Origin of the sequence: Sphingomonas yantingensis (assembly GCF_014199325.1) — a bacterium.
In the GTDB taxonomy this organism is placed as follows: Bacteria; Pseudomonadota; Alphaproteobacteria; order Sphingomonadales; family Sphingomonadaceae; genus Sphingomonas; species Sphingomonas yantingensis.
Genome location: NZ_JACIJJ010000002.1, coordinates 420,879 through 443,522, shown reverse-complemented (window position 1 = coordinate 443,522; position 22,644 = coordinate 420,879). Strand labels below are relative to the sequence as shown.

Sequence of the window (22,644 nt, the reverse complement as noted above, 5' to 3'; positions counted from 1 at the left end):
TTTTCAGCAGCCAAACCGGCAACGATTTGCCGCCGGGCCGGCAAAAGCGGCAAACCGGCAACGCGCCGGCAATGGCACGGCTCTTGCTGCACCGACGCGCATGAACCCGCTCGCGACCTTTGCCGATCCCGTCGCCGCCGCCATCGTGCTGGGCGGTGTCGCGGTCGCCAGTCTCGTCCGCTTCCCGTCCGCGCTGCTCTTGCGTGCGGTCGGCGCGCTTCGCGTGCTCGCCCGACGCGCACCGCGGATGGACGTCGAGGTCGAGCAGATCGCCGCGCTCGCCCGCATCGCGCGAAAGCACGGGCCGATGGCGCTCGACCGGTCGGTGATCGACGATCCCGACGTCTCGCTGGCGGTCCGGATGATCGTCGATGCCGACCCGGCCGAAGCGGTGCAGGCTGCGATCGTCCGCGCGCGCGAGGCCCGGATCGAGCGCCACCTCGCCGTGGTCGAGGTCTGGTCGAGCATCGCCGAGGCGGCGCCCGCCTTCGGCCTGATCGGCACGATCGTCGGCCTCGTCCGCATGTTCACCGCGATGCAGGACCCGTCGGTGATCGGCCCGGCAATGGCCGTCGCCCTCCTCGCCACACTCTACGGCGCGGTGATCGGCAACCTCATCGCCCAGCCGATCGCCGGCCGACTGCGCCGCCTCGCCCGCGTCGAGGCGTTCGAGCGCGAGCGGCTTGAGGCGCCGCTGGTCGCGCTCGCCCGGCGCGAGCGCCCGCGCGCGAGCGTCGCGGCATGACCCGTTTCGACGACATCGAGCGCGGCCGCCCGCTCTGGCTGGTGACGCTCGCCGACCTCTGTCTGCTGCTCGTCGGCTTCTTCGTGTTCGTTCAGGCGACGCAGCTCGACAAGCAACAGCTTGCCGCCGCGATCCGCAAGGGCTTCGACGCCCCCCTGCCCGAGGCGGAGCCGATCACGCTGGAGCGTGCGGCGGTGCGCGGCTTCGCGGTCGCAGACGCCGGCCTGCCGCCGATCGGGCACCTGATCGATTGGGCGCGCGAGGCCGCGGCCGATCCGCGTACCACGATCACCGTCACCGGATCGACCGAGGGGAGCGAGGCGGATCGCGACCCGCTGACGCTCTCGGCCCCCATCCTCGCCGCCGATCGCGCGCGCGCCGTCGCTGCCGCGCTCGTCCGCGCGGGTGCCGTTTCGCGCGATCGCATCGCCATTTCCACCGACGCGGGCGCCAATGGCCGCCACGTCCTTCTCTCGGTCGGCTTTGCCGGCGGGCGGCAAGCGATTGCCGCCCGGCAATTGCCGGTTGCCGCACTTCCCGGAGTAGCCCGATGACCCCTGCCCTCCTGCTGCTGGCGCTCGCCGGCGCATCCGATTTCCAGTCGACCGCGCTGATCGACACCGCCGTCCAGCAATTCACCGGCCGCGCGATCGGCGAGGAGGGCGGCGCCGTTACCCGCGTCGATGCGCGGCTGAAGCTCGCCGCCTGTCCGATGCCGCAGTTCGAATGGCGGGGCAGCAACAAGGACGCCGTCGTCGTCAGCTGCATGTCGCCGGTCTGGAAGATCTATGTGCCGGTGAAGATGGCGCCCGCCGCCGCGCCCGTGCCGATCGCGCCCGCGCCCAAGCCGGAGATCGTCGTGAAACGCGGCGATCCGGTCACGGTCGAGGCGGGTGCCGCCGGCTTCTCGATCACCCGCGACGGCATCGCGATGGGCGACGCGGCAAAGGGTGCGCGGCTGTTGGTCAAGGTCGATCCGCAGAAGCCGCCGATCCAGGCGGTGGCGGTCGACATGGGCCGGGTGACGCTACCCGGCTGGTGACGCCTCCGCGCGGTGCGGCTTGAGCTGCGCATGGCCGAGCGCCAGCGCGACCACCATCCCGCCGATGAGGTTGCCGAGCGTCGTGAGCGCCAGGTTGCGGCCGATCCCGTCGATCCCGATCGCCTGCCCCGACTGCAGCAGCCAGCCGATCGACAAGAGCGACTGGTTGGCGATCGAATGCTCGAACCCCGCCGCCACGAACACCGCCACGGGACCGACGATCGCCACCACCTTCGACGGGATCGACTTGCCTCCGATCGCCATCCAGACCGCAAGGCAGACGAGCATGTTGGCAAGCATCGACGAGGCGAAGAGCGCCAGCGCGCCCTTGCCGGTCTTGAGCGTCGCGGTCGCGACCGCGGCCTTCGCCACGCCGTCCTCGACCCCGTGCCCGCCGCCCGCCGCAACGAACAATGCGGCGATGGCGACGCTGCCGACGAGGTTACCCAACCACACGACGACCCAGGAGCCGAGCATCCGCCCCACCCCAATCTCGCCCCGCTCGGCCGCGAGCACGAACATCGCATTGCCGGTGAACAGCTCCGCCCCCGTCAGCGTGACGAGGATCAGGCCCACCGAAAAGGCGAGGCCGGAGGCGATCTGCTTGGCGCCCGATGCCGGCCCGCCCGCCTGTACGACGAGATATGCGATCGACCCGAACGCGATGAACGCGCCGGCCAGCACCGCGAGCAGCGCCATGCGCCCCACCGGCTCCTCCGCCTTGCGTTCGAAAGCGTCGGGCGCCGCCTCTGCGATCTGTGCCCCGATCAGGTCGTCGGCCATGCCCCGCTTCTCCCTTGTCGTTCGGACCGACAACGCAGAACCGCCATTTCCGGGCCGAAGGCGGCAGATGAAAAAATTCCTAAAGCCGTATCGCCGTCGGTCGTTACTCGCTGTGTCACCCCTCGTGGATAGTGGACGCCGCCATGGACCCGATCGGTTCGAAACCCATTGCCAAGCTCGGCCTCGCGCCGATCGCCCCGACCTCTCCGGCGGCGCGCATCAGCACGGCCGCCTCGCCGCAGGCGAGCGAGACCGCGCGCTCGTCAATGGTATCGATGACGCGCGAGATGGCCGCCAAGCCACCCGTCGATGATGAACGCGTGGCCAAGATCCGCAAGGCCGTGGAGGACGGGCGTTTTCCGATCGTCCCCGCCACCATTGCCGACCGCCTGATCGCCTTCAAGCTCAACTGGAAACCCGATGACGCGGCGTGACGCACTGGTTCAGGTGATCGACTGCCTCCATGCCGAGATCGCGGCACTGAAGGCCAACGACACCCGTGCGCTCGAACGCGCCACCGCTGCCAAGCTCCGCCATATCGAGGCAGTCGCCGCCTGCGAGGGCGAGGCGCTGACCGACGAAACCCGCGCGCTGGCGCACGAGGCGCAGCGGCTCAATGAGACCGCGCGCATCTACGTCAACCTGATGGCGGCAAATGTCCGCCGCCGGCTGCAATCGCTTGCCGGCACTGCCGTCGCCCCATACCGGGCCGGCGCCTACGCCTGACCCTCACGTCAGCCCAGCGGAAGCTGGGATTGCTCGCAGTGATGCCCCGCACTGAAAGCAAGCGACCCCAGCATTCGCTGGGATGACGGATATAGTTGGCACGCCCCTTGCTGCTGCGCCTCCGAATACGGGGGCCTGACTGCAATGAACATGCGCGCCGCAGCCGCGGCAGACATACCGATGATGGCATCGAGCCCGCACTCGGCGATCGCCGAGGCGAGCCGGCGCACTGGCATCGACTTCGGCTATCTCCTCGGCCAGGCGCAGATCGAAAGCGGGATGCGCAGCGGCGCCCGCGCCCGCACCTCCTCGGCGACGGGTCTCTATCAGTTCATCGAACAGAGCTGGCTGGGCGTCATGAAGGAGCATGGCGCCGAGCACGGCATGGGCTGGGCCGCCGACCGCATCCAGCGCGGCGGCAACGGGCGCTACTACGTCACCGACCCCAATGCCCGTCAGGCGATCCTCGGCCTGCGTACCGATCCCCGCGCCGCCAGCCTGATGGCCGCCGAGCACGCCGCTGACAACAAGGCCGAGCTCGAAGGGATGCTGGGCCGCGAAGCGACGGGAACCGACCTTTACATGGCGCACTTCCTGGGGATCGGCGGCGCCAAGAAGTTCCTGTCGCAGATGCAGGCCAACCCCGGCCGTAGCGCCGCGGGCATGTTCCCCGCCGCCGCGCGCGCCAATTCGAGCATCTTCTTTGCCGAGGGCGGGCGCCCGCGCAGCCTGTCCGAAATCTACGACCGCTTCGCCGGCAAGCTGGATCGCGGTGCCGAAACCGCCGCGCGCGCGCTGCCCGAGGGGATGCAGTTCGCCATCGCCGACACCGCCGCCCCGCGCATCCCCGGCATCGACGTGATCCTGGGCAGCGAGGCGCAGGGCGGGGACGATGCGTGGCTCGAAACCACGCTCGCCAACCTCAACGTGGTGCGCGGGCAGAAGCCCGGGCGCGTCGACGGCGTCAGCCCCTATCGCCCGACGCCCGAAACCGCGCGTCTCGCCTATCTCATGCTCGCCAATCTGGGGGCCTGATGTTCGCTTCGCTTTCCAAGGGCGGCCTTGCCGGCGCCTCGCGGTCGATGGCGCTGCCCGGCGCGATCTTGCTCCTTGTCGTGCTGATGGTGGTGCCGATTCCGGCCGCTTTGCTCGACGTGTTCTTCATCGCCAACATCATGCTCAGCCTCGCGGTGCTGATGGTGGCCCTGAACGCACAGAAGCCGCTCGACTTCTCGTCCTTTCCCACCGTCCTCCTCTTCGTCACCCTGTTCCGCCTCGGCCTCAACGTCGCCTCGACGCGCGTCGTGCTGGTGCACGGGCATGAGGGCGAGGCGGCAGCGGGGCATGTGATCGAGGCGTTCGGCACCTTCCTGATCGGCGGCGACTATGTCGTCGGCATCCTCGTCTTCGCGATCCTGATGATCATCAACATGATCGTCGTGACCAAGGGCGCGGGCCGCGTGTCGGAAGTTTCCGCGCGCTTCACCCTCGACGCCTTGCCCGGCAAGCAGATGGCGATCGATGCCGACCTCAACGCCGGCCTCATCACCCCCGACGAAGCGCGCGCGCGCCGCGTCGAGGTGTCGACCGAGGCCGATTTCTACGGATCGATGGACGGTTCGTCGAAGTTCGTGAAGGGCGACGCGGTCGCGGGCCTGCTGATCCTCGCGATCAACATCGTCGGCGGCGTCATCATCGGCGTGGTCAGCCACGCGCTGTCGTTCAAGGACGCGGCGTCGCACTATATCCTGCTGGCGATCGGCGACGCGCTGGTCGCGCAGATCCCGGCGCTGATGCTCTCGATCGCCGCCGCCGCGATCGTCACCCGCGTCACCTCTGCCCACGACCTGTCGGGCCAGATTGGCAGCCAGTTCGCCTCGCACCGCACCTGGACGCCGGTCGCGGCGATCCTCGGCCTGCTCGCGCTGCTGCCGGGGATGCCGGCGATGGTGATCCTGCCCGCCGCCGCCGCCGCGGGCTATGGCGCCTGGCGCCTCAAAAAGGCTGCCGACCGCCCGCCCCCGCCGGAACCGGCGCCGCCCGCGCCCGACCTGTCGCGCATTGGCTGGGAGGAAGTGACCGACGGGATGCAGGTGATGCTCGACATCGGCTACGGCCTCGTCCCCTTGGTCGACGAGCGCAAGGGGTCGCCGCTCATGAGCCGGATCACCGGCGTGCGCCGCCAGCTGTCGAAGGATCTGGGCTTCGTCGTGCCGCAGGTGCGCGTTCGCGACGACATCAATCTCGCCCCCTTCACCTATCGCATCGTCGTCGGCGGCGTCGTCGTCGGAGAGGATCAGGTGAGCCCGGAGGAAATGCTCGCGCTTAATACCGGCACCGGCGTCGGCCAGCTTCGCGGCAAGAGCGCCAAGGACCCGACTTTCGGTCTCGACGCCACATGGATCGCCGCGGGCGATGCCGATGCGGCGACCGGCATGGGTTATCTGGTGGTCGATCCGGGCACGGTCATCGCCACCCACCTCAATCACCAGCTCGTCCAGCATGCCGCCGATCTGCTCGGCCCGGATGAAGTACAGTCGCTGCTCGACGGCCTCAAGGAACGCGCCGGCGCCTTGGTCGCCGCGCTCTGTCCCGCGCCGCTGCCGCTCACCACGCTGACGCAGGTGCTGCGCGGGCTGCTTGCCGAGAACATCCCGCTCAAGGAATTCCGCCGCATCGCCGCCGCGATCGCCGTCGCCGCGCAGCGCACGCTCGACGCCGAGGAACTGATCGAGGCGATCCGCCCCGAACTTGGGCCCCTGATCGTCCAGAAACTGTGCGGCGTGCGCGAGCCGCTGCGCGTGATGACGCTGGAGGGGCAGCTCGAGGCCTTGCTGGGTCAGGCAATGCGCGCCGACATGCACCGCCGCCACACGATCGAACCCGATCTCGGCCGCCGCATCGTCGACGCGCTCCAGCACGCCGCCCAGCCCTTGATGGCAGAAGCCAAGCCCTTCGCGCTCGTCGTCCAGCCCTCGATCCGGCTCGCGATCCGCAAGCTCGTGCGCTCCTGCCTGCCTGATACGCCGGTGATGAGCTTCTTCGAGGTGCCCGAGGACAAGGCGGTCGAGGTCGTCGCCGTCATCGGCGCGCCGGGGGCGCTGCCGGCATGACCGACATGACGCCTTTCGCCGCCGGCCTTACCTATCGCCCGACCACGCCCGCGGTCCGCGATGTCGAGGCACAGGTCCGCGCCGAACTGCCGATGGTCCGCCGCGTCGCCTGGCACGTCCATGGCAGCATGAGCAGCCTGATCGACATCGAGGACCTGATCCAGATCGGCATGGTCGCATTGGTCGAGGCGGCGCGCAGCTTCGTCGATCGCGGCGAGACGAGCTTTCGCAACTTCGCGATGACGCGCGTGCGCGGCGCCATGATCGACGAACTGCGCCGACAGGCGACGCTGACCCGCGGTGCGATGAAGCGGCGGCGGCGGTATCAGGACACGCTGGCCGCGCTCACCCACACGCTCGGCCGCGCACCGACCGAGGAGGAGGTCGCGGGCAAGCTCGGCATCACGATCGAGAAGCTGCGTACCGAATACACGACGGCCGAGGCGGTCCGCTTTGATTCGATCGACGAGGTGTATTCGGACGAGGCATCCTGGTTCGCCGACGACAGCGCCGACGCCTTTTCCGCGCTGGCCGAGGCGGGCACCCGCGACGCGCTCGCCCGCGCGATCGCCGACCTGCCCGAACGTGAGGCGCTGGTGATCCAGCTTTATTATGTCGAGGAACTCAATCTCGAGGAAATTGGCCAGGTGCTCGGCGTCGGCTCGGCGCGGGTCTGCCAGATCAAGGCGAGCGCCCATGCCCGGCTGAAGAAGGCGCTCAAGGGCCGGGTCTGAAAGCGCCCTCTCGCCAATGACATAGCAACCGATTAGCCTTGCCGCCCGAAGCGGAAGCGAATCGGGAGCGTGCATGTCCAATCCGGTGATCTTCGTCGCGGCGACCACGCTCGCCATCGGCCAGGCGGCCCCGTCGATGCCCCCCGCGCCCCCTGCCCCGTCGTTGCCCCCGCCGATCGTCGAAGGGCCGGGGAACATCGTACTTCCCTCCACGATGGTGCGGTGGATGCCGGGTGCGGTGCAGTGCGCCGACGGGCCGGTCGCCGCCGATCCGATCCGCCGGCCGGGCAACACGCTGCGCTACACCCAGATCCCGGCGCCGCTGCAACCAGCGACGCTGCGCTTCCGCATCGCCGCGGATGGTCGCCCGCTGTCGATCGAGCCGGCAACGGAGAGCCAGCTCTATCGCCCCGACGACCTGATGCCCGCGCTTGCCGCCAGCCGTTTTCCGGCGCGCGCGCGGACCGACTGCTCGGTCACCTACACCCCGGTCCAGACACCGCTGGCCGAGGTGCCGGTCGCCGATCTCGTCTCCTACACGATGAATCCGCGCTCGGGTCGGCTCCCGCGCATTGGCTGGGATCGCATCCGCCCCGCCGGCACCTGCGCCGACGCGCCGCGCCCGGCTGCGCTCGTGCGGGTGATGCCCGACTTTCCAAAGGTCGCGGGCACGCCGGGGGTGCGGGACTGGTCGCTCATCGCCTATGATACCGACGCGCGCGGCAAGCCCGTCAACGTCCGTGCGGTCGACGGGACGAGCAACCGCGCACTCGACGCCGCGGCGATCCGGGCGATGCGTGCCTCGCGCTTTTCGGGCGGCGCGCGGACGGGCTGCGTCTATCCCTATTGGCGCGCGCCCGATACGTTGCCCGCGCCGCCCGTGCCCGCCGGCATGGGCGCGCCCTCGCCAACCTGCCCGGACGGCCGCGACTGGGCAAAGACGCCGACGCTCACCTTCCCCGAGCCTTATGGCCGCCGCCGGATCGAGGGATGGGCGGTCGTTCGCTATGACGTCGCGCCCTGGGGCGAGATCGGCAACCCGACCGTCGTCGCGGCCGAGCCGACCGCCGAGTTCGGGCAGCAGGCGGTCCGAATCCTTCGCGGCGCGCGGCTGAAACCGAGCGCGCAGGGTCAGAGCGGCTGCATCGACCGGGTGAGGTTCGTGATGGCGCCGACCGACACCCCGCCCGCCGACCCGGACGACGCCGCACGCTTTTATTGAGGATTAGGACCGGACCAGCGCCAGCGCCGCCGCCATCGCCGGATCGCCGCCCTCGGCGATCGAGCGAGGGGTGCGCGGTGCCGCCACGTCGGGGACGATCCCGGCATCCGGCGGCATTACCCGCGGGAAGGTGCCGATCAGCGGAAGGTCGACCTCCAACCCCGTTTCCGGCAGCCGCAGGAAATAGAAGCAGCCGCCGTTGATCCCGCGCCGGTTGCCGCCGGTCGGCTCCCCCACCAGCGTGCCCAGCTTCTCGCGCTGCACCGTCTGGATGAAGGCGAAGGTGGCCGAGCTGTTCTCCGGCCCGGTCAGCACGATCAGCTTGCCGTCATAGCGCTTGCCCCGCGGGGCGATAACGGCGGCATCGCGATCGGTGCCGGTGAGTTCGAGGAAGCGGTCGTCGTAGCGCCTGGCGTTCACCCCCAACTTGTCGAAGCTGCGGTCCCAGGTATCGCAATAGGGGCGCAGATCCGCGGGCAGTTCGCGATAGCGGACCAGCCGCCGTGCCGGATCGGCGGTGACGCCCCGTTCGACGATGCGCTCCAGCAGCACGTCGCCGCAATCCTCGCCGCCCTCGTTGGCGCGGATGTCGACGATCAGCGCGGGGACGCGGTCGGCGATTAGCCGGTCCATCTCGTCGTCGATCCAGTCTCGCCAGTCCCATTTGGAATTGTAGAGGCCCCAGCCCGGCATCGTCATCACCGCCGCACGGCCGCGCCGCTCGACACGCCAGCCGGGATTGTCGGTGTCGTTCGTCGGCGTCGCGACCGATCGCCGCGTCTTGAGGTCGATCCCCTCGACCACCGCGCGCCGCGTCCGGCCGTCTGGCGCACGCAGGTCGAGCGTGTAGCGCGGGCCGCCGCTGAAGCGCAGGCCGTACAAGACGTCGAACGTCTCGTACCCGTCCTCGCCGCCCACCGACAGCAGCTGCCGCCGCTTGCCGTCGTTATGCCCGTCGGCGCGCGTCAGCGGGATCAGCGCCGCGAGGATCGCGCGTGCCGGATGCCCGTCGATCGCGACGACCTCCGTTCCCCGCGCGATGCCCGTGCCGTGCGGATCGGCGGTGACGATCATCCGCTCGCCCAGCCACACGAAGTGGAGCGGCAGGCGCGGACGCGCGTCGAATAGGGCGGCGGGGATCGCATCGGATTGGTTGTAGAAATTGGCGTAGCTGTGCCCGCAGCGCACCGCGCTCAGGCAGCGGGCGAGCGCCAGATAGAAGTCGCCCGTCGCCAGCGGCTGCGCGGCAGCCAGCGCGTCGAACCGCGCGGTCGCCTGACCCGCGGTCTGGTAGCGGAGGAGGCCGGGGTGCAACGTCTCGTAGGCCCGGCGCAGCAGCGCGGCGTCGCTTTGCATCGCCGCGGGGCTGAGGCGCGGCGACTGCCCCGCCCACACGGGGACCGAAACGGCCGCGCCCAGTCCCGCCACGCCCATGCCGGTCAACAATGTCCGCCGCCGCATCGCCCCGCCTCCCCCAACGCGCTGCACCGTCTCACGGCGAACGGTCCGCCGCAATGCAATCGGCTCGTGACAAGCCGCATGCCGCTTTTTAGGAGTATAGCCGCAAATCCTATAGGAGAGCGACGATGACGGGAGGATGGCGAAAGCTGCGCCTGATGGCGACAGGACTCGCGATGGTAGCGGTCACACCGGCCCATGCCCAAAACGACAAGATGGCGCCGATACCGATCCCGGCGCAGCCCACTGCGATCACGCTTAACACCGGCGAACTGCCCAACGCCCCGGTCAAGGAAAGCTGGCACAGCCAATATGGCAGCGTCTTCGCGCGCAACGTGACGGTCGCGACGCTGACGCCGTTCCTGCCCGATCCGGCCAAGGCCACAGGCGCGGCGGTGGTGGTGACACCCGGCGGCGGCTTTCGCACGCTGTCGATGGAGAATGAGGGCTGGGACGTTGCCAAGGCGCTGAACGCGCGCGGGATCGCGGCGTTCGTGCTGAAGTACCGGCTGAACCAGACGCCCGCCGACCTCGCCACCTTCGCCGCCCCCCCCGCGCCGCCGGGTGCCGGGCACCCGCTGCGCCGGCCCGACCCGGCGGCGATGATGGCGAACCTCGCGCCGCAGATCGCTGACGCACGCGCCGCCTTCGCGCTCATTCGATCGCGAGCCAGGGAATGGCGCGTCGATCCCGACCGCATCGGCATGGTCGGATTCTCCGCCGGCGCGATGCTGACGATGGCGACGACGCTGAACGGCGGGGATGCCAAGCCCGCCTTCATTGGCAACATATACGGTCCGCTCGGCGCGATGCCCGCGCCGGCCGACGCGCCGCCGATGTTCGTCGCGCTCGCCGCCGACGATCCTCTGTTCGGCGAGCCACAATACGGGCTGATCGACGCGTGGCGAAATGCCAAGCGCCCGGTCGAGTTCCATCTCTATGAACAGGGCGGACACGGCTTCGGCATGTATCCGAAGTCGACGACGAGCACCGGCTGGTTCGACGCCTTCACCCGCTGGATGGCCATGCACGGCTATCTTGCGCCGAAGCGGTAAGTTTCTTCTCCCCTCCCTGGAAGGGAGGGGCTTGAGACCGGGGCCACTTTCGCGTCCAGCAAACAAAAGATAGACCCAATCCGTGAAGAATGGGGCACGCGGCGCGCGGGGCGCGACGATCATCGACGTGGCGGCGGCGGCGGGGGTGTCGCCGATGACGGTCAGCCGCGTCATCAACGGCAAGAGCGGCGTCGCCGCCGACACCCGCGCAGCCGTCCAGCGCGCGATCGAGGCGCTGGACTATACCCCCAATGTCGCCGCCCGCAGCCTCGTCACCTCGTCCGAGCTGCGCGTCGGCATCCTCTATTCCAACCCCAGCCGCGCGTTCATGAGCGAGTTCCTGACCGGCGTGTTCGAGGAAGCCTCAACCCGCGGCGCGCGCCTGATCCTCCTGCGCGGTGAGAACGGTCACCCGCCGCCCTTGTCCGCGATCGAGGAGCTGGTGGCCTCGGGCCTAGCCGGAGTCGTCGTCACCCCGCCGCTGGGTGAGGCGCTGCCCGTCCTCTCGATCCTGCGCGCCGCGGGCGTGCCGATCGCCGCGGTCGGCGCGCACGGCGTCGCCGGCGCGACCTGCGTCCGCATCGACGACCGGCTGGCGGCGTACGAGATGACGCGGCACCTGCTGGCCCTCGGCCATCGCCGGCTGGGCTTCATCCTCGGCAACCCGGACCAGGCCGCGAGTGCCGAGCGCATGGCCGGCTTCTACGCTGCCGTGCGAGAGGCCGGCGGGGTCGAGGTCCGCGTGGCGCAGGGCGATTTCAGCTATGCCTCGGGCCTCGCCGCGGGCGAGCAACTGCTGGCCGCCGACAACCCGCCGACGGCGATCTTCGCGAGCAACGACGACATGGCCGCCGCCGTCGTCTCGGTCGCGCACCGCCGCCACCTCGACGTGCCGGGCGAATTGTCGGTCGCGGGCTTCGACGACACGACGGCGGCGGTCACGCTCTGGCCCCCGCTGACGACGATCCACCAGCCGGTCCATCGGCTGGCGGCCGAAGCGCTGGCGCGCGTGCTGGGACATGGCGAGCCGGGGGATTGCATCCTCGACCATGCGATCGTCGAACGGCAGTCGGTGGCAGCGCCGCGGAGGTGAAGGGATTGCTTCGGCCAAGTCGGCTTTGCCCCAATTGCAGACCCGGCGTATTCGACTAGGCTGCTGACCATGCAAAAAATTGTAACGCGCGACTGGTTTGCCCTAAGCGTTCCTGTGGTCGGGTTGGTGATTATGGGCTTCTTCACAGCCCGCAATCGCGGCTGGTTTGCAGCTGTCATCGTATGCGGACTTGGGCTGGCTTTCGTTCTTTGGCAGTGGCTCGATCGAATACGCAAATATCCTAACGATACTTGGCGCCCTCGGCTCTGACCGTTGGCATTGGTCCGCTCTTCAGCCCAAAGCCGACATTTCAGCCTCTCCGCGGCGCTTCAGCTCACCGCCAATCGCCCCTACCCCCGCCCCGCATACCGGAACCACGCGAAATCCGCCGGCGTCCCCCGCCCGCTCATGTCCTGGCACGCCATCCCAACGAACGTGCCGGTGAAGTTGGGCAGGCCCGGCAGCGTCGCCTCGTCCGACAGGATGCTGGCGTCAAGCGGCTCGCCCGCCGCCTGCCATTCGCCCCCGTCGGCGCGCCAGAAGAAGCGGAGGGTCACGCCGTTGACCTCGACCGCCAATTCGATCGGGCCGGCGGGGAGTTCGCCCAGCACGACCATCTCGACCGCGCCGCTTTCGGGGCTGGCGGTCATGCGCTGGAGCACGCGCGCGTCGCCGTCGCGGCTCAGGTGCAGGTAATGGAACTTGGTGCTGTTGTAGTAGCAGATCAGCCCCGCCGCCGCCTGAAAGTCGCGCGGCTCGAACTCGACGCGCGTTTCGGCGCGATAGGCGAAGTCGGTTTGGCGGCGGGCGACCAGCGCCTGCTCGAACAGGCTGCCCACCGTGTCGCGGCCATGGAGGCGCAGGAACCCCGGCCGCTCGGTCAGGCTTAACAGCCGCTCGGGATACGGACTGCGCAGCCATTGCAGCGGCGCCGGCAGGTCGGGGCCGTCGAAGCCGCCGTCCCACCCTGCCTCGTCCCACGGTGCGGGCGGAAGCGGCGATTGCGGCGCGGGATCGGGCACGGCATCGCCCGCCACCGTGCGCAGCCAGCCGTCGGCACCCCACGCCATCGGCTGGATCGCGGTCTCGCGCCCCAGCGTGCAGCGTTCGCTGTCCCCCACCGGCCGACCGCAAAGATACGCCATCCACGGCGTCCCGTCCTCGAGGTGGACGATATCGGCGTGGCCCGCCCGCGTCAGCGCCCCCTCGCGTCGGCCGCCCGCGGTCAGCACCGCGCCGTCGGGGTGCACCTCGTATGGGCCGAACAGGTTGCGCGAGCGCGCCATCACCGCGGCGTGGTTCCAGCCCGTGCCCCCCTCGGCCACGAGCAGGTGGTACCAGCCGTCACGCTTGTAGAGATGCGGCGCCTCGGTGAAGCCGCGGTCGGTGCCGGGGAAGATGTTGCGGGGCTCGCCCACCAGCGCGCCGGTCGCATGATCGTACTCCTGCACGACGATCCCGGCGAAGCGGCCATGGCCGGGGCGATGGTCCCACAGCATGTTGACGAGCCATGTCCGCCCGTCATCGTCGTGGAACAGCGCCGGATCGAACCCGCTGGCATTGAGGAACACCGGGTCCGACCACTCGCCGTCCACGGTCTCGCACGTGACGAGGTAATTGCGGAAATCGCGCAGCGACACGCCGGTCGCGCCGTCGACCGTCGTCGTCCCGTATCGCTTGACGTCGGTATAGACGAGCCAGAAGCGGCCATGCGCGTGCGTGAGATCGGGCGCCCACACCCCGCACGAATCCGGATCGCCGCGCATGTCGAGCTGTGCGGGCCGGACCAGCGGCCGGCCCGCCAGCCGCCAGTGGATAAGGTCCCGGCTGTGATGGATCTGCACGCCCGGAAACCACTCGAACGTCGAGGTGGCGATATAGAAATCCGCGCCGACGCGCACGATCGAGGGATCGGGATTGAAGCCCGGCAGGATGGGATTGCGGATCAGGCTCATCGCGGCTTGCGTACCAGCGTCCAGAGGAGCAGCGCGCCGATCAGGTCGAGCACGCCGAGGATGACGAAAAAGGGCTCGTAGCCGACATCGTCGACCATCTTGCCGAGGAGGAGCGAGAAGACCAGCACGCCAAGGTTACCGGCGAACCCCGCCAGCCCGGCTGCGGTCGCCACCTCGTTGCGGCGGAACAGGTCGCTCGCCATCGTGATGACCGTCACCGACAGCGTCTGGTGCGCGAACCCGCCCAGGCACAGGAGCGCGATCGCGGCATAGGGGTTGGTCACGATACCGACGAACGCCATGCCCGTCATCAGGAGCGCGCCGACCGTGAACGCGGCGCGGCGCGCGTCAATGAGGTCGATGCCCCGCCGCTGAAGCGCAGCCACGATCGCCGGCCCGAAGAGACAGCCGAGGTCGGCGGCGAGAAACGGCAGCCACGCGAACAGCGCGATCGCCGCCAGATCGAAACCCCGCTCGCGCGCGAGGTAGAGCGGCATCCAGAAGCTGAGCATGCCCCAGACCGGATCGGCGAGCATCCGCGGCAGCGCGATGCCCCACAGGTCGCGGCGGCGAAGCATCGCGGCGATCCGCGGCCGCTCGGCGGTGGCGGCCAGCCGCGCTTCCTGGCCCGAAAGGATATAGTCGCGCTCGGCGGCGCCCAGGGCGAAGTGGCGCTGCGGCGTGCGGAACCACGCGAACCAGAGCACCGCCCAGACGAGGCCGATGCCGCCCGCGACGACGAAGGCGAGCCGCCAGCTCTGCGTCATCACCGCCCATGCGACCAGCGGCGGCGCGAACACCGCTCCGAACGAGGCGCCGATATTGTAGATGCCGCCGGCAACCCCGCGCTCCTTGGCGGGAAACCACTCGGCGATCAGCTTCTGACCAGCCGGCTGCGCCGATCCTTCTGCAAGTCCCAGCGCACCGCGCAGCACCGCAAAGCCCATCCAGCCGCTGGCAAAGGCGTGCGCCGCGGTGATGAGCGACCACACCGCGACGAACATCGCGAAACCCGTCCGCAGCCCGATCGCGTCGAGGACGTAGCCGGCCAGCGGCTGGAACATCACGCCGATCTGAAAGGCGCCGGTGATCCAGCCATATTGCTCGTTCGATATCTTCTGCTCGGTCAGGATGACCGGCGCGGCGACGCCCAGCACCGATCGCGCCAGATAGTTGATGACCATCGCGCCGACGAACAGCCCGATGATCGTCCAGCGAAGTTTGGGAATCCGCCCGACCTTCATCACCCCTCCCGTTAACGTCAACATCGATTCGCTTGCGGCCGAAACCGAGCGCGGCGATTCGCTCTCGACGTAACCCTTGCCTGTAAAGGCTGGCTTTTATCGCTCGCCACCCGTGACGACGCTATTTTCGATTACGCTTATAGTCGTAGTATTGACAAGCGGAAACGACTCTCGCATGAAGCGGATGGTAGCGTTATCTATCGAGTTTGATACGAAGCGACAACGGCCGGAATGAGTGCCTCTCGCGCACCCGTAGGGAAACGATCGCTTGGCATCGGCATAGATCATATAGTATATGATCATGAGTGACCGCGAAAAGCGGCGCCCGGGTCCGGGGGACTGGTCCCGCAAGACAAGCCTTTCGGGGTTCAGGGAGAGAGAGATGTCTGGAAGCGATTACACCTTGTCCGCGCGATCGTGGCGCCGCGCCGGCGTTGCCAGCCTTGCGGCGCTCGCCACCTGCATGCTCGCCGCGCCCGCCATGGCGCAGGATACCGCCCCGCTGCCCGAGCCGCAGGCGACCCCGCCCTCGGACCAGGCCGACGATCGCGCGCAGGACATCGTCGTCACCGGCTCGCGCATCCAGTCGAGCGGCTTCAACGCGCCCACGCCGACGACAGTGATCGGCGAGGAACAGATCGCCGCCAACGCGCAGCCCAACGTCTTCACCACGATCGCCCAGCTCCCCTCGCTTCAGGGGTCGAGCGGCACGCAGACCAACACCTTCTCGACCTCGTCGGGCCAGCAGGGCCTCAGCTCCTTCTCGCTGCGCGGCGTCGGCGCGATCCGCACCCTGACGCTGCTCGACGGGCAGCGCGTCGTCGGCGCGAACGTCACCGGCGTGCCCGACGTCAGCCTGTTCCCGCAGCTTCTCATCAAGCGCGTCGACGTGGTCAACGGCGGTGCCTCGGCGTCCTACGGCTCTGATGCGGTCGGCGGCGTCGTCAACTTCATCACCGACACCCGGTTCGAGGGGATCAAGGGCAACGTCCTTGGCAGCATCACCGACTATGCCGATGACGAGACCGTCCTCGTCCAGCTGGCCGCCGGCAAGAGCTTCCTCAACGACACGGTCCATTTCGTCGTCAGCACTGAATATGGGAACGAGGCGGGTGTCGGCCCCGGACCCTATGGCATCGGTCTTGCCGGCGGGCGTGACTGGTTCACGCAGCGAACGCTGGTCAATCGCAACATCACCAACGACGGCAACCCGCAGCTCGTCCTGCGCGACTTCGCCCAGTCGATCGGGTTCACCAAATACGGCCTCATCACCGCCGGCCCGCTTCAGGGCATCGCCTTCGACCAGGCGGGCAATCCGTTCCAGTTCCAGTACGGCTCGAACGGCGTGCCGGTGCGTGACGCGGCGGGCACCGTGCGCGGTTGCGACTTCGGCTTCTGCCAGGGCGGCGACGTGTCGGGCAACGTCGACTCGGGTCGCTCGATCAAGTCGAGCATCGAGCGCCTCAATACCTACACCCGTCTGGGCTGGGACTTCGCGCCGGGCAACGAGCTCTATTTCAGCGCCAATATCGGCCAGGTGAAGACCCAGAATCAGCCGATCAACGGCCAGAACCGCCCGAACCTGACGATCCAGTGCGCAAATCCCTTCGTGCCGCAGATCGTCCGGAACCAGTGCGCAGCGGCGGGCATCACCAGCTTCCGCTACGGCACCAGCAACGCCGCGCTCGGCAGCACGCAGGTCCATACCGACCGCCGCCAGTACCGCTTCGTCGTCGGCGCCAAGGGCAAGACGCCGGTGTTCGGGACCGACTGGAACTACGACATCTATTTCGAGCACGGCACGAACTATTCCGACATCGACGTCAGCAACATCCACCTGTCGCGCCGCTTCAATCAGGCGATCGACGCGATCAGCCTTGACGGCACGATCGTCTGCCGCGATCCCGTCGCGCGGGCGAACGGGTGCCAGCCGCTCAACATCATCGGCGGCAATCCGTCCGAGGCGGCGATCCGCTACGTCCAGCCGGAGAACGGCCCGTTCCAGCGGACGCGACAGACGCAGGACGTGGTCAGCCTGAACTTCTCCGGACAGCCGTTCGAGTCGTGGGCCGGGCCGGTTTCCTTCGCGTTCGGCGGTGAGGCGCGGCACGAATATTACCGGGTTTACGGCGATCCCTATGGCGGCGGTGTCGTCGATGCGCCGGCCAACGCGAACTATCCCGTTGATCCGGTGCTGCTACCGGGCGGGGCCAACTGGTACGCCGGCAACTACTATCCCGGCACTGGCGCCTATAGCGTGGTCGAGGGGTTCGTCGAAGTCGACCTGCCGATCATCAACTCGGACGCGCTCGGCCGCGCAAACCTGAACGGCGCGGTGCGCGTCACCGACTATTCGACCTCGGGCACCGTCTGGGCGTGGAAGATCGGCGGCACGTGGGAGCTGCCGATCGACGGCCTGCGCATCCGCGGCGTGACGTCGCGCGATATCCGCGCGCCCAACCTGTCGGAGCTCTTCGCAGCACCCGTCACGACGACGCTGCCCAACTTCTTCGACCCCTTCAACAACCGCAACGTGCTCGCGCTCCAGTACACCACGGGCAACCCGGCGCTGACGCCGGAACTGGCGCGCAACACGACGGCGGGCATCGCGCTGTCGAACCCGTCCTGGTTCCGCGGCTTCAGCGCATCGTTCGACTGGTACAAGATCAAAATCGACGACGTGATCGGCAGCCTGGGGGCGGGCGACATCGTCAACTACTGCTTCGGCAACATCCTTCCGCAGACGTGCAACGCGTTCAACCTGAACAACCCCAACGGCCCCAACTTCATCAACGTCCAGTCGTTCAACTTCGCGTCGATCGAGACCGAGGGCTTCGACATCGAGGCGAGCTATCAGTGGCGCAATCCGCTGGGCCTGCCGGGTCAGTTCGTGCTGCGAGGCCTGGCCACGCACGTCGCCAAGTACGTCAGCGACACCGGCCTGCCCGGGACCATTCCCGGCGACTCCGCCGGCCAGAACTTCGGCGCGACGCCGAACTGGAAGTGGCTGGTCACGCAAAGCTATTCGAACGACCAGTTCTCGCTCCTCCTTCAGGAGCGCTGGTTCACGAGCGGCAAGATCAACAACAACTATGTCGAGTGCGAACCCGGCAGCTGCCCGGTCTCGACGCCCGTCAACCAGACGATCAGCCCCCAGGACAATTTCGTCCCCGGCGCCTTCTACATGGACGTGGGCGGCACGTATAACCTGACCGAAGAGGTCACCGCCTATTTCAAGGTCGACAACCTGTTCGACGAGGATCCGGCGCTGTCGCCCTTCTTCTCGAACCCTGCCCTCTACGATGCGCTTGGCCGCACGTACCGGGTCGGCGTCCGCTTCAAATTCTGAGCCCCCGCCGCACGGCGAACCTTGGAGGGTGGCAGCGCTTCGGCGCCGCCACCCTTTTTTCTGGACCCGGTGGCGGCATCGTGCACATTGATCCTATAGGATATGGAACGGGAGAGCGAGATGAAGGGCTTGAACCTCGATCGGCGGGCGCTGCTCGGCGCGGCACCGGCGGGCCTGATGCTCGCGGGCGGCAGCGATGCGGCGGCGTCGGACAGCGTCAAGACCGGCGCACATAGCGGCCCGGGCGGCTGCTCGACGCCGAAATCGGCGATCGCCCGGACGCGCTACGGCCCCGTCCGCGGCTTCGTCGCGGGCGACGTCTTCCATTTCAAGGGCATCCCTTACGGCGACGATACCGGCGGCGCGAACCGCTGGCTGCCCGCCAAGCCGCCCCGACCGTGGACCGACCCGTACATGGCGCTCGTCTACGGCGCCAACTGTCCGCAGACGCTGCACAGCTGGCGCGCGATCGAGCATACCTTCCTTCAGGACTGGGACGACGGCTTCCTCGGCGAGGATATGCTCAAGCTCAACGTCTGGACCCCGTCGCTGTCGGGCAAGCGGCCGGTGATGGTCTATTTCCACGGCGGCGGCTTCGCCTTCGGCTCGGCCTATGAGCTGCCCAGCCACGAGGGGGCGCAGATGGCGCGCAACCACGACGTGGTGCAGGTGTCGGTCAACCATCGGCTCAATGTCCTCGGCTTCTTCGACGTGGCCGAGCTCGGGGGTGAGGCCTATGCCGACAGCGTCAATGTCGGCATGACCGACCTGACCGCCGCGCTCGCCTGGGTGCAGGAGAATATCGCCCAGTTCGGCGGCGATCCGGCTCTGGTGATGATCTATGGGCAGTCGGGCGGCGGGTCGAAGGTGACGACGCTGCTCGGCATGGAAAGCGCCAGGGGCCAGTTCGGGCGCGCCGCGATCATGTCCGGCGGCGGCGGCAATATCCCGAGCGGCGAGCAGTCGCGCGACTTCGCCCGCGCAGTGATCAAGCGGCTGGACATCGGTACCGGGCGCGCGGCGCTCGAAGCGTTGCAGAAGATGGAGTGGAGCCGGCTGATCGAGGCGGGCAACGCGGTGGCGGGCGAGATCAACGGCCCTGCCCGCGGCCTGCCCGGCCCCGGCGCGCCGCCCCCCGCCACACCGCGCGTCGGCTGGGGACCGACGATGGACGGCCGCCTCATCACGCTGCGCAGTTATTTCGACGCCGCGCCCGACGCCTCGCGCAACGTGCCCGTCATCATCGGCGGGACCAGCGAGGAGGGCATGCGCTTCAGCCAGAACCCGACCGAGGCCGAATGGCGTGCGCAACTGGCGACGACGATGGGTGGGACCCGCGCCAACGCACTGGTGGATGCCATGAAGACGGCGCATCCTGAAAAAGCGATCCGCACGCTCAGCTACGGCGTACAGGGACTCACAATGCGCAACAACGTCCAGCGGATGGTCAAGCTGAAGCACGACCAGGGCGGTGCGCCGGTCTATCAATACCACTTCCAGTGGCAGTCGCCTCAGCTCGATGGCGTCGCCGGCGCGTGGCACACCGCCGAGCTCGCCTTCTTCTTCGACAATACGAAGCGATGCGAACAGGGAACCGGCGACACGCGCGAGGCGCGGGCACTCGCCACGAAGTGCGCGCGATCGTTCGCCAATTTCGCGCGGACCGGCGATCCGAGCCAGCCGGGGCTTGCCTGGGCACCCACCGATCCGACCCGTTGCCAGACGATGGTGTTCGACGACCGCAGCCGCATGGTCGACGATCCCGAGGGCGACGTGCGCCGGCTGCTGCTCGCATGAAGCGGCTGTTCGCCCTAGCGGCGCTCGCCGCCGCACCGCTCGCCGCGCAGAACGCGCCGAAGCCCGAGCCCGCGACCACGCCGGGGTCGGGCAACTGGCCGGCCTTGTTCGAGGCAGTCCCCGCCCTGCCCGCGCATGTCGTCTATCGCCCGCGCGACCTGTCCGGGCTCGGCCGTCGCAAGCTCGGCATCTATGTCTTCGGCAATGGCGGGTGCAGCGCCGACGGGACGAGTTCGCGCAACCACCTGCTCGACATCGCCTCGCGCGGCTATCTGGCGATCGCGCCGGGGACGATCCCCGGTGCGGCCCCGGCGGCGCCGCGGACCGGCCCGCCGGGCAGGCTGACCGCCGCGACTCCAGCCTCGGCGCTCCGGCAAGCGATCGACTGGGCGATCGCGGAGAACGGCCGCACCGGCAGCCCGCTGAAAGGTCGCATCGACCCCGCCCGCATCGCGATATCCGGCTTCAGCTGCGGCGGACTGCAGGCGCTGATGAACGCCGACGATCCCCGCGTGAAGACGATCGTCGTCATGAACAGCGGCGTCTTCAACGACGGGCCCGGCCCGATCGAGGGCATCCGCGTCGGCAAGGATGCGATCGGGCGGCTGCACGGGTCCGCGCTCTACGTCCTCGGCGGGCCGACCGACATCGCTTATGCCAACGGCATGGACGATTTCCGGCGGATCGGCACGATCCCCGCCGCCGTCGTCAACATCCCCGTCGGCCATGGCGGCACCTACATGCAGCCCAATGGCGGCATCGCGGCAGAGGTCGTGGGCGCGTGGCTCGAATGGCGGCTGTTCGGCGACAAGGCAGCCGCGCGGCGTTTCACGGGGCCGGACTGCGGCCTCTGCCGCGACCCGCGCCTGACGATCGAGCGCAAGAACATCCGGTGACGTGCGGGGGATCAGCCGCCGCCGATCCCCTCGATCACCCGGCCCGTCCCGTCACAGGTCGGGCAGTCGCCCCCGTCCACCTGTCCCGACCCGCCGCAATCGCGGCAAAGATTCTCGCCGGTGCCGGGGGTGCCGGGTTCGGCCTGGTCGCCGGGGCGCAGTGGATTGTCCATCGCATCGTCTCCTTTGGATGCGCATCGAACGAAGCGGGGGGCCGCCGGCTCCCTGCCGGGTTGGCAAGCGCGGCGCGGCGCGGCATGGGAAGCGCCCCATGACCCCACCCCGTTTCTCCTTCACCATCCAGGCTACCGACGGCCGTGCGCGGCTCGGCGAGATCGCGATGCGTCGCGGCACGATCCGCACGCCCGCCTTCATGCCCGTCGGCACCGCCGCCACGGTCAAGGCGATGAAGCCCGCCGACGTGCGCGCTTCGGGCGCCGACATCCTGCTCGGCAACACCTATCACTTGATGCTGCGCCCCACTGCCGAGCGGGTGAACCGGCTGGGCGGGCTGCACGGCTTCATGGGCTGGGACCGCCCGATCCTGACCGACAGCGGCGGCTATCAGGTGATGAGCCTCGCCGAACTGACCAAGCGCAGCGAGGAGGGCGTCGCCTTCAAGAGCCACCTCGACGGCTCCCGCCACCTCATCAGCCCTGAGCGGTCGATGGAGATCCAGCGCCTGCTCGGCAGCGATATCGTCATGGCGTTCGACGAGCTCGTCCCGACGACCTCGACGCGAGAGGTGCAGGCCGCGGCGATGGAACGATCGATGCGCTGGGCGCAGCGCAGCCGCGAGGGCTTCGACGCAGGCGGCGACCATGCCGAACGCGCGGCGCTATTCGGCATCCAGCAAGGCGCGCTCGACGAGGGGCTGCGCCGCGAGTCCGCCGACGCGCTCAAGCATATCGGCTTCGACGGCTATGCGGTCGGCGGCCTTGCCGTCGGTGAGGGGCAGGAGGCGATGTTCGGCGTGCTCGACTATGCGCCGGGCCAGCTCGACCCCGCCAAGCCGCGATACCTGATGGGTGTCGGCAAGCCCGATGACATCGTCGGCGCGGTCGAGCGCGGCATCGACATGTTCGACTGCGTGCTGCCCACCCGATCGGGCCGCACCGGCCAGGCGTTCACGCGCGGCGGACCGATCAACATCCGCAACGCCCGCTTTGCCGAGGATCAGGGGCCGCTCGACCCCGCCTGCCCCTGCCCCGTCTGCGGCACGTGGAGCCGGGCGTATCTCCACCATCTCGTCCGCGCCGGCGAGATCCTGGGCGCGATGCTGATGACCGAGCATAACCTCTGGTTCTACCAGACGCTGATGGCGGACCTTCGCGCCGCGATCGGTGCGGGAACGCTAGCGGACTTTGCCGCGACGTTCCGTACGAATTACTATGCGGAGCGACCAGCAGCGGCAGGCGTTTCGAAAGCTTGA

General features: G+C 68.8%; 20 protein-coding genes. 15 read left to right on the top strand and 5 right to left on the bottom strand.

Going from position 1 to position 22,644, the window contains the following annotated elements:
• Positions 1 to 100: 100 nt before the first annotated feature.
• Genes FHR19_RS08330 through FHR19_RS08320 form a run of 3 tightly spaced genes read left to right on the top strand, consistent with a single transcriptional unit; the run spans position 101 to position 1,787 of the window.
• A complete protein-coding gene (locus FHR19_RS08330) occupies positions 101 to 745 on the top strand; it encodes a motility protein A (RefSeq protein WP_184026877.1) in 645 nt (214 codons plus the stop codon).
• Entirely contained in the window at positions 742 to 1,299 is a 558-nt protein-coding gene (locus FHR19_RS08325) for a flagellar motor protein MotB (protein WP_184026875.1), read from the top strand. The genes FHR19_RS08330 and FHR19_RS08325 overlap by 4 nt, the downstream gene beginning before the upstream one ends.
• Positions 1,296 to 1,787 (top strand): flagella basal body P-ring formation protein FlgA, encoded by a 492-nt coding sequence (locus FHR19_RS08320; protein ID WP_184026873.1) that lies wholly within the window; start codon positions 1,296 to 1,298, stop codon positions 1,785 to 1,787. Before FHR19_RS08325 ends, FHR19_RS08320 begins: the two co-directional genes overlap by 4 nt.
• On the opposite strand, the gene FHR19_RS08315 is transcribed toward FHR19_RS08320, so the two are convergent.
• Positions 1,773 to 2,570, bottom strand: coding sequence for a formate/nitrite transporter family protein (locus FHR19_RS08315; protein ID WP_184026870.1), 798 nt, complete (start codon positions 2,568 to 2,570; stop codon positions 1,773 to 1,775). The genes FHR19_RS08320 and FHR19_RS08315 overlap by 15 nt on opposite strands.
• A 143-nt stretch (positions 2,571 to 2,713) precedes the next feature.
• On the opposite strand from FHR19_RS08315, the gene flgM reads away from it, so the two are divergent.
• The 6 genes from flgM to FHR19_RS08285 all read left to right on the top strand — a co-directional run bounded on the left by flgM (position 2,714) and on the right by FHR19_RS08285 (position 8,365).
• Positions 2,714 to 3,004, top strand: a complete 291-nt coding sequence (gene flgM, locus FHR19_RS08310; RefSeq protein ID WP_184026867.1) for a flagellar biosynthesis anti-sigma factor FlgM — start codon at positions 2,714 to 2,716, stop codon at positions 3,002 to 3,004.
• The gene (locus FHR19_RS08305) at positions 2,991 to 3,296 is read left to right on the top strand and encodes a flagellar protein FlgN (protein WP_184026864.1); all 306 of its coding nucleotides are present in this window, start codon (positions 2,991 to 2,993) and stop codon (positions 3,294 to 3,296) included. Before flgM ends, FHR19_RS08305 begins: the two co-directional genes overlap by 14 nt.
• A 183-nt stretch (positions 3,297 to 3,479) precedes the next feature.
• Positions 3,480 to 4,331, top strand: coding sequence for a lytic transglycosylase domain-containing protein (locus FHR19_RS08300; RefSeq protein WP_246359406.1), 852 nt, complete (start codon positions 3,480 to 3,482; stop codon positions 4,329 to 4,331).
• A complete protein-coding gene (gene flhA / locus FHR19_RS08295) occupies positions 4,331 to 6,409 on the top strand; it encodes a flagellar biosynthesis protein FlhA (protein WP_184026859.1) in 2,079 nt (692 codons plus the stop codon). Before FHR19_RS08300 ends, flhA begins: the two co-directional genes overlap by 1 nt.
• Positions 6,406 to 7,143 (top strand): FliA/WhiG family RNA polymerase sigma factor, encoded by a 738-nt coding sequence (locus FHR19_RS08290; protein ID WP_184026857.1) that lies wholly within the window; start codon positions 6,406 to 6,408, stop codon positions 7,141 to 7,143. The genes flhA and FHR19_RS08290 overlap by 4 nt, the downstream gene beginning before the upstream one ends.
• Positions 7,144 to 7,216: 73 nt before the next feature.
• Positions 7,217 to 8,365, top strand: coding sequence for an energy transducer TonB (locus tag FHR19_RS08285; RefSeq protein ID WP_184026855.1), 1,149 nt, complete (start codon positions 7,217 to 7,219; stop codon positions 8,363 to 8,365).
• Between the two features lie 3 nt (positions 8,366 to 8,368).
• Here the strand turns inward: FHR19_RS08285 and FHR19_RS08280 are convergent, their stop codons facing one another.
• A complete protein-coding gene (locus FHR19_RS08280; protein ID WP_184026853.1) occupies positions 8,369 to 9,826 on the bottom strand; it encodes a S41 family peptidase in 1,458 nt (485 codons plus the stop codon).
• Between the two features lie 155 nt (positions 9,827 to 9,981).
• Between FHR19_RS08280 and FHR19_RS08275 the strand changes: the two genes are divergently transcribed.
• The gene (locus FHR19_RS08275; protein WP_246359405.1) at positions 9,982 to 10,878 is read left to right on the top strand and encodes an alpha/beta hydrolase; all 897 of its coding nucleotides are present in this window, start codon (positions 9,982 to 9,984) and stop codon (positions 10,876 to 10,878) included.
• Positions 10,879 to 10,960: 82 nt separating this feature from the next.
• Positions 10,961 to 11,971 carry a LacI family DNA-binding transcriptional regulator gene (locus FHR19_RS08270; protein ID WP_343053212.1) on the top strand — a complete coding sequence of 337 codons (1,011 nt, stop codon included), beginning with the start codon at positions 10,961 to 10,963 and terminating at the stop codon, positions 11,969 to 11,971.
• 350 nt (positions 11,972 to 12,321) lie between these two features.
• Here FHR19_RS08270 and FHR19_RS08265 read toward each other — a convergent pair whose 3' ends face one another.
• Both FHR19_RS08265 and FHR19_RS08260 read right to left on the bottom strand, forming a co-directional pair.
• Positions 12,322 to 13,926 (bottom strand): glycoside hydrolase family 43 protein, encoded by a 1,605-nt coding sequence (locus FHR19_RS08265; RefSeq protein WP_184026849.1) that lies wholly within the window; start codon positions 13,924 to 13,926, stop codon positions 12,322 to 12,324.
• On the bottom strand, positions 13,923 to 15,170 hold the full coding sequence (locus FHR19_RS08260; protein WP_184026847.1) for an MFS transporter: 1,248 nt from the start codon (positions 15,168 to 15,170) through the stop codon (positions 13,923 to 13,925). Before FHR19_RS08260 ends, FHR19_RS08265 begins: the two co-directional genes overlap by 4 nt.
• A 382-nt stretch (positions 15,171 to 15,552) precedes the next feature.
• On the opposite strand from FHR19_RS08260, the gene FHR19_RS08255 reads away from it, so the two are divergent.
• The 3 genes from FHR19_RS08255 to FHR19_RS08245 all read left to right on the top strand — a co-directional run bounded on the left by FHR19_RS08255 (position 15,553) and on the right by FHR19_RS08245 (position 21,212).
• Positions 15,553 to 18,519: a TonB-dependent receptor plug domain-containing protein gene (locus FHR19_RS08255; RefSeq protein ID WP_184026844.1), complete on the top strand. Its 2,967-nt coding sequence runs from the start codon at positions 15,553 to 15,555 to the stop codon at positions 18,517 to 18,519.
• A gap of 120 nt (positions 18,520 to 18,639) precedes the next feature.
• Positions 18,640 to 20,316 carry a carboxylesterase/lipase family protein gene (locus FHR19_RS08250; RefSeq protein WP_184026841.1) on the top strand — a complete coding sequence of 559 codons (1,677 nt, stop codon included), beginning with the start codon at positions 18,640 to 18,642 and terminating at the stop codon, positions 20,314 to 20,316.
• Complete coding sequence (locus tag FHR19_RS08245; protein ID WP_184026838.1) at positions 20,313 to 21,212, top strand: alpha/beta hydrolase; 900 nt, start codon at positions 20,313 to 20,315, stop codon at positions 21,210 to 21,212. Before FHR19_RS08250 ends, FHR19_RS08245 begins: the two co-directional genes overlap by 4 nt.
• Before the next feature lie 11 nt (positions 21,213 to 21,223).
• On the opposite strand, the gene FHR19_RS08240 is transcribed toward FHR19_RS08245, so the two are convergent.
• Positions 21,224 to 21,385, bottom strand: coding sequence for a hypothetical protein (locus FHR19_RS08240; RefSeq protein ID WP_184026835.1), 162 nt, complete (start codon positions 21,383 to 21,385; stop codon positions 21,224 to 21,226).
• A gap of 98 nt (positions 21,386 to 21,483) precedes the next feature.
• On the opposite strand from FHR19_RS08240, the gene tgt reads away from it, so the two are divergent.
• Positions 21,484 to 22,644: a tRNA guanosine(34) transglycosylase Tgt gene (tgt, locus tag FHR19_RS08235; RefSeq protein WP_184026833.1), complete on the top strand. Its 1,161-nt coding sequence runs from the start codon at positions 21,484 to 21,486 to the stop codon at positions 22,642 to 22,644.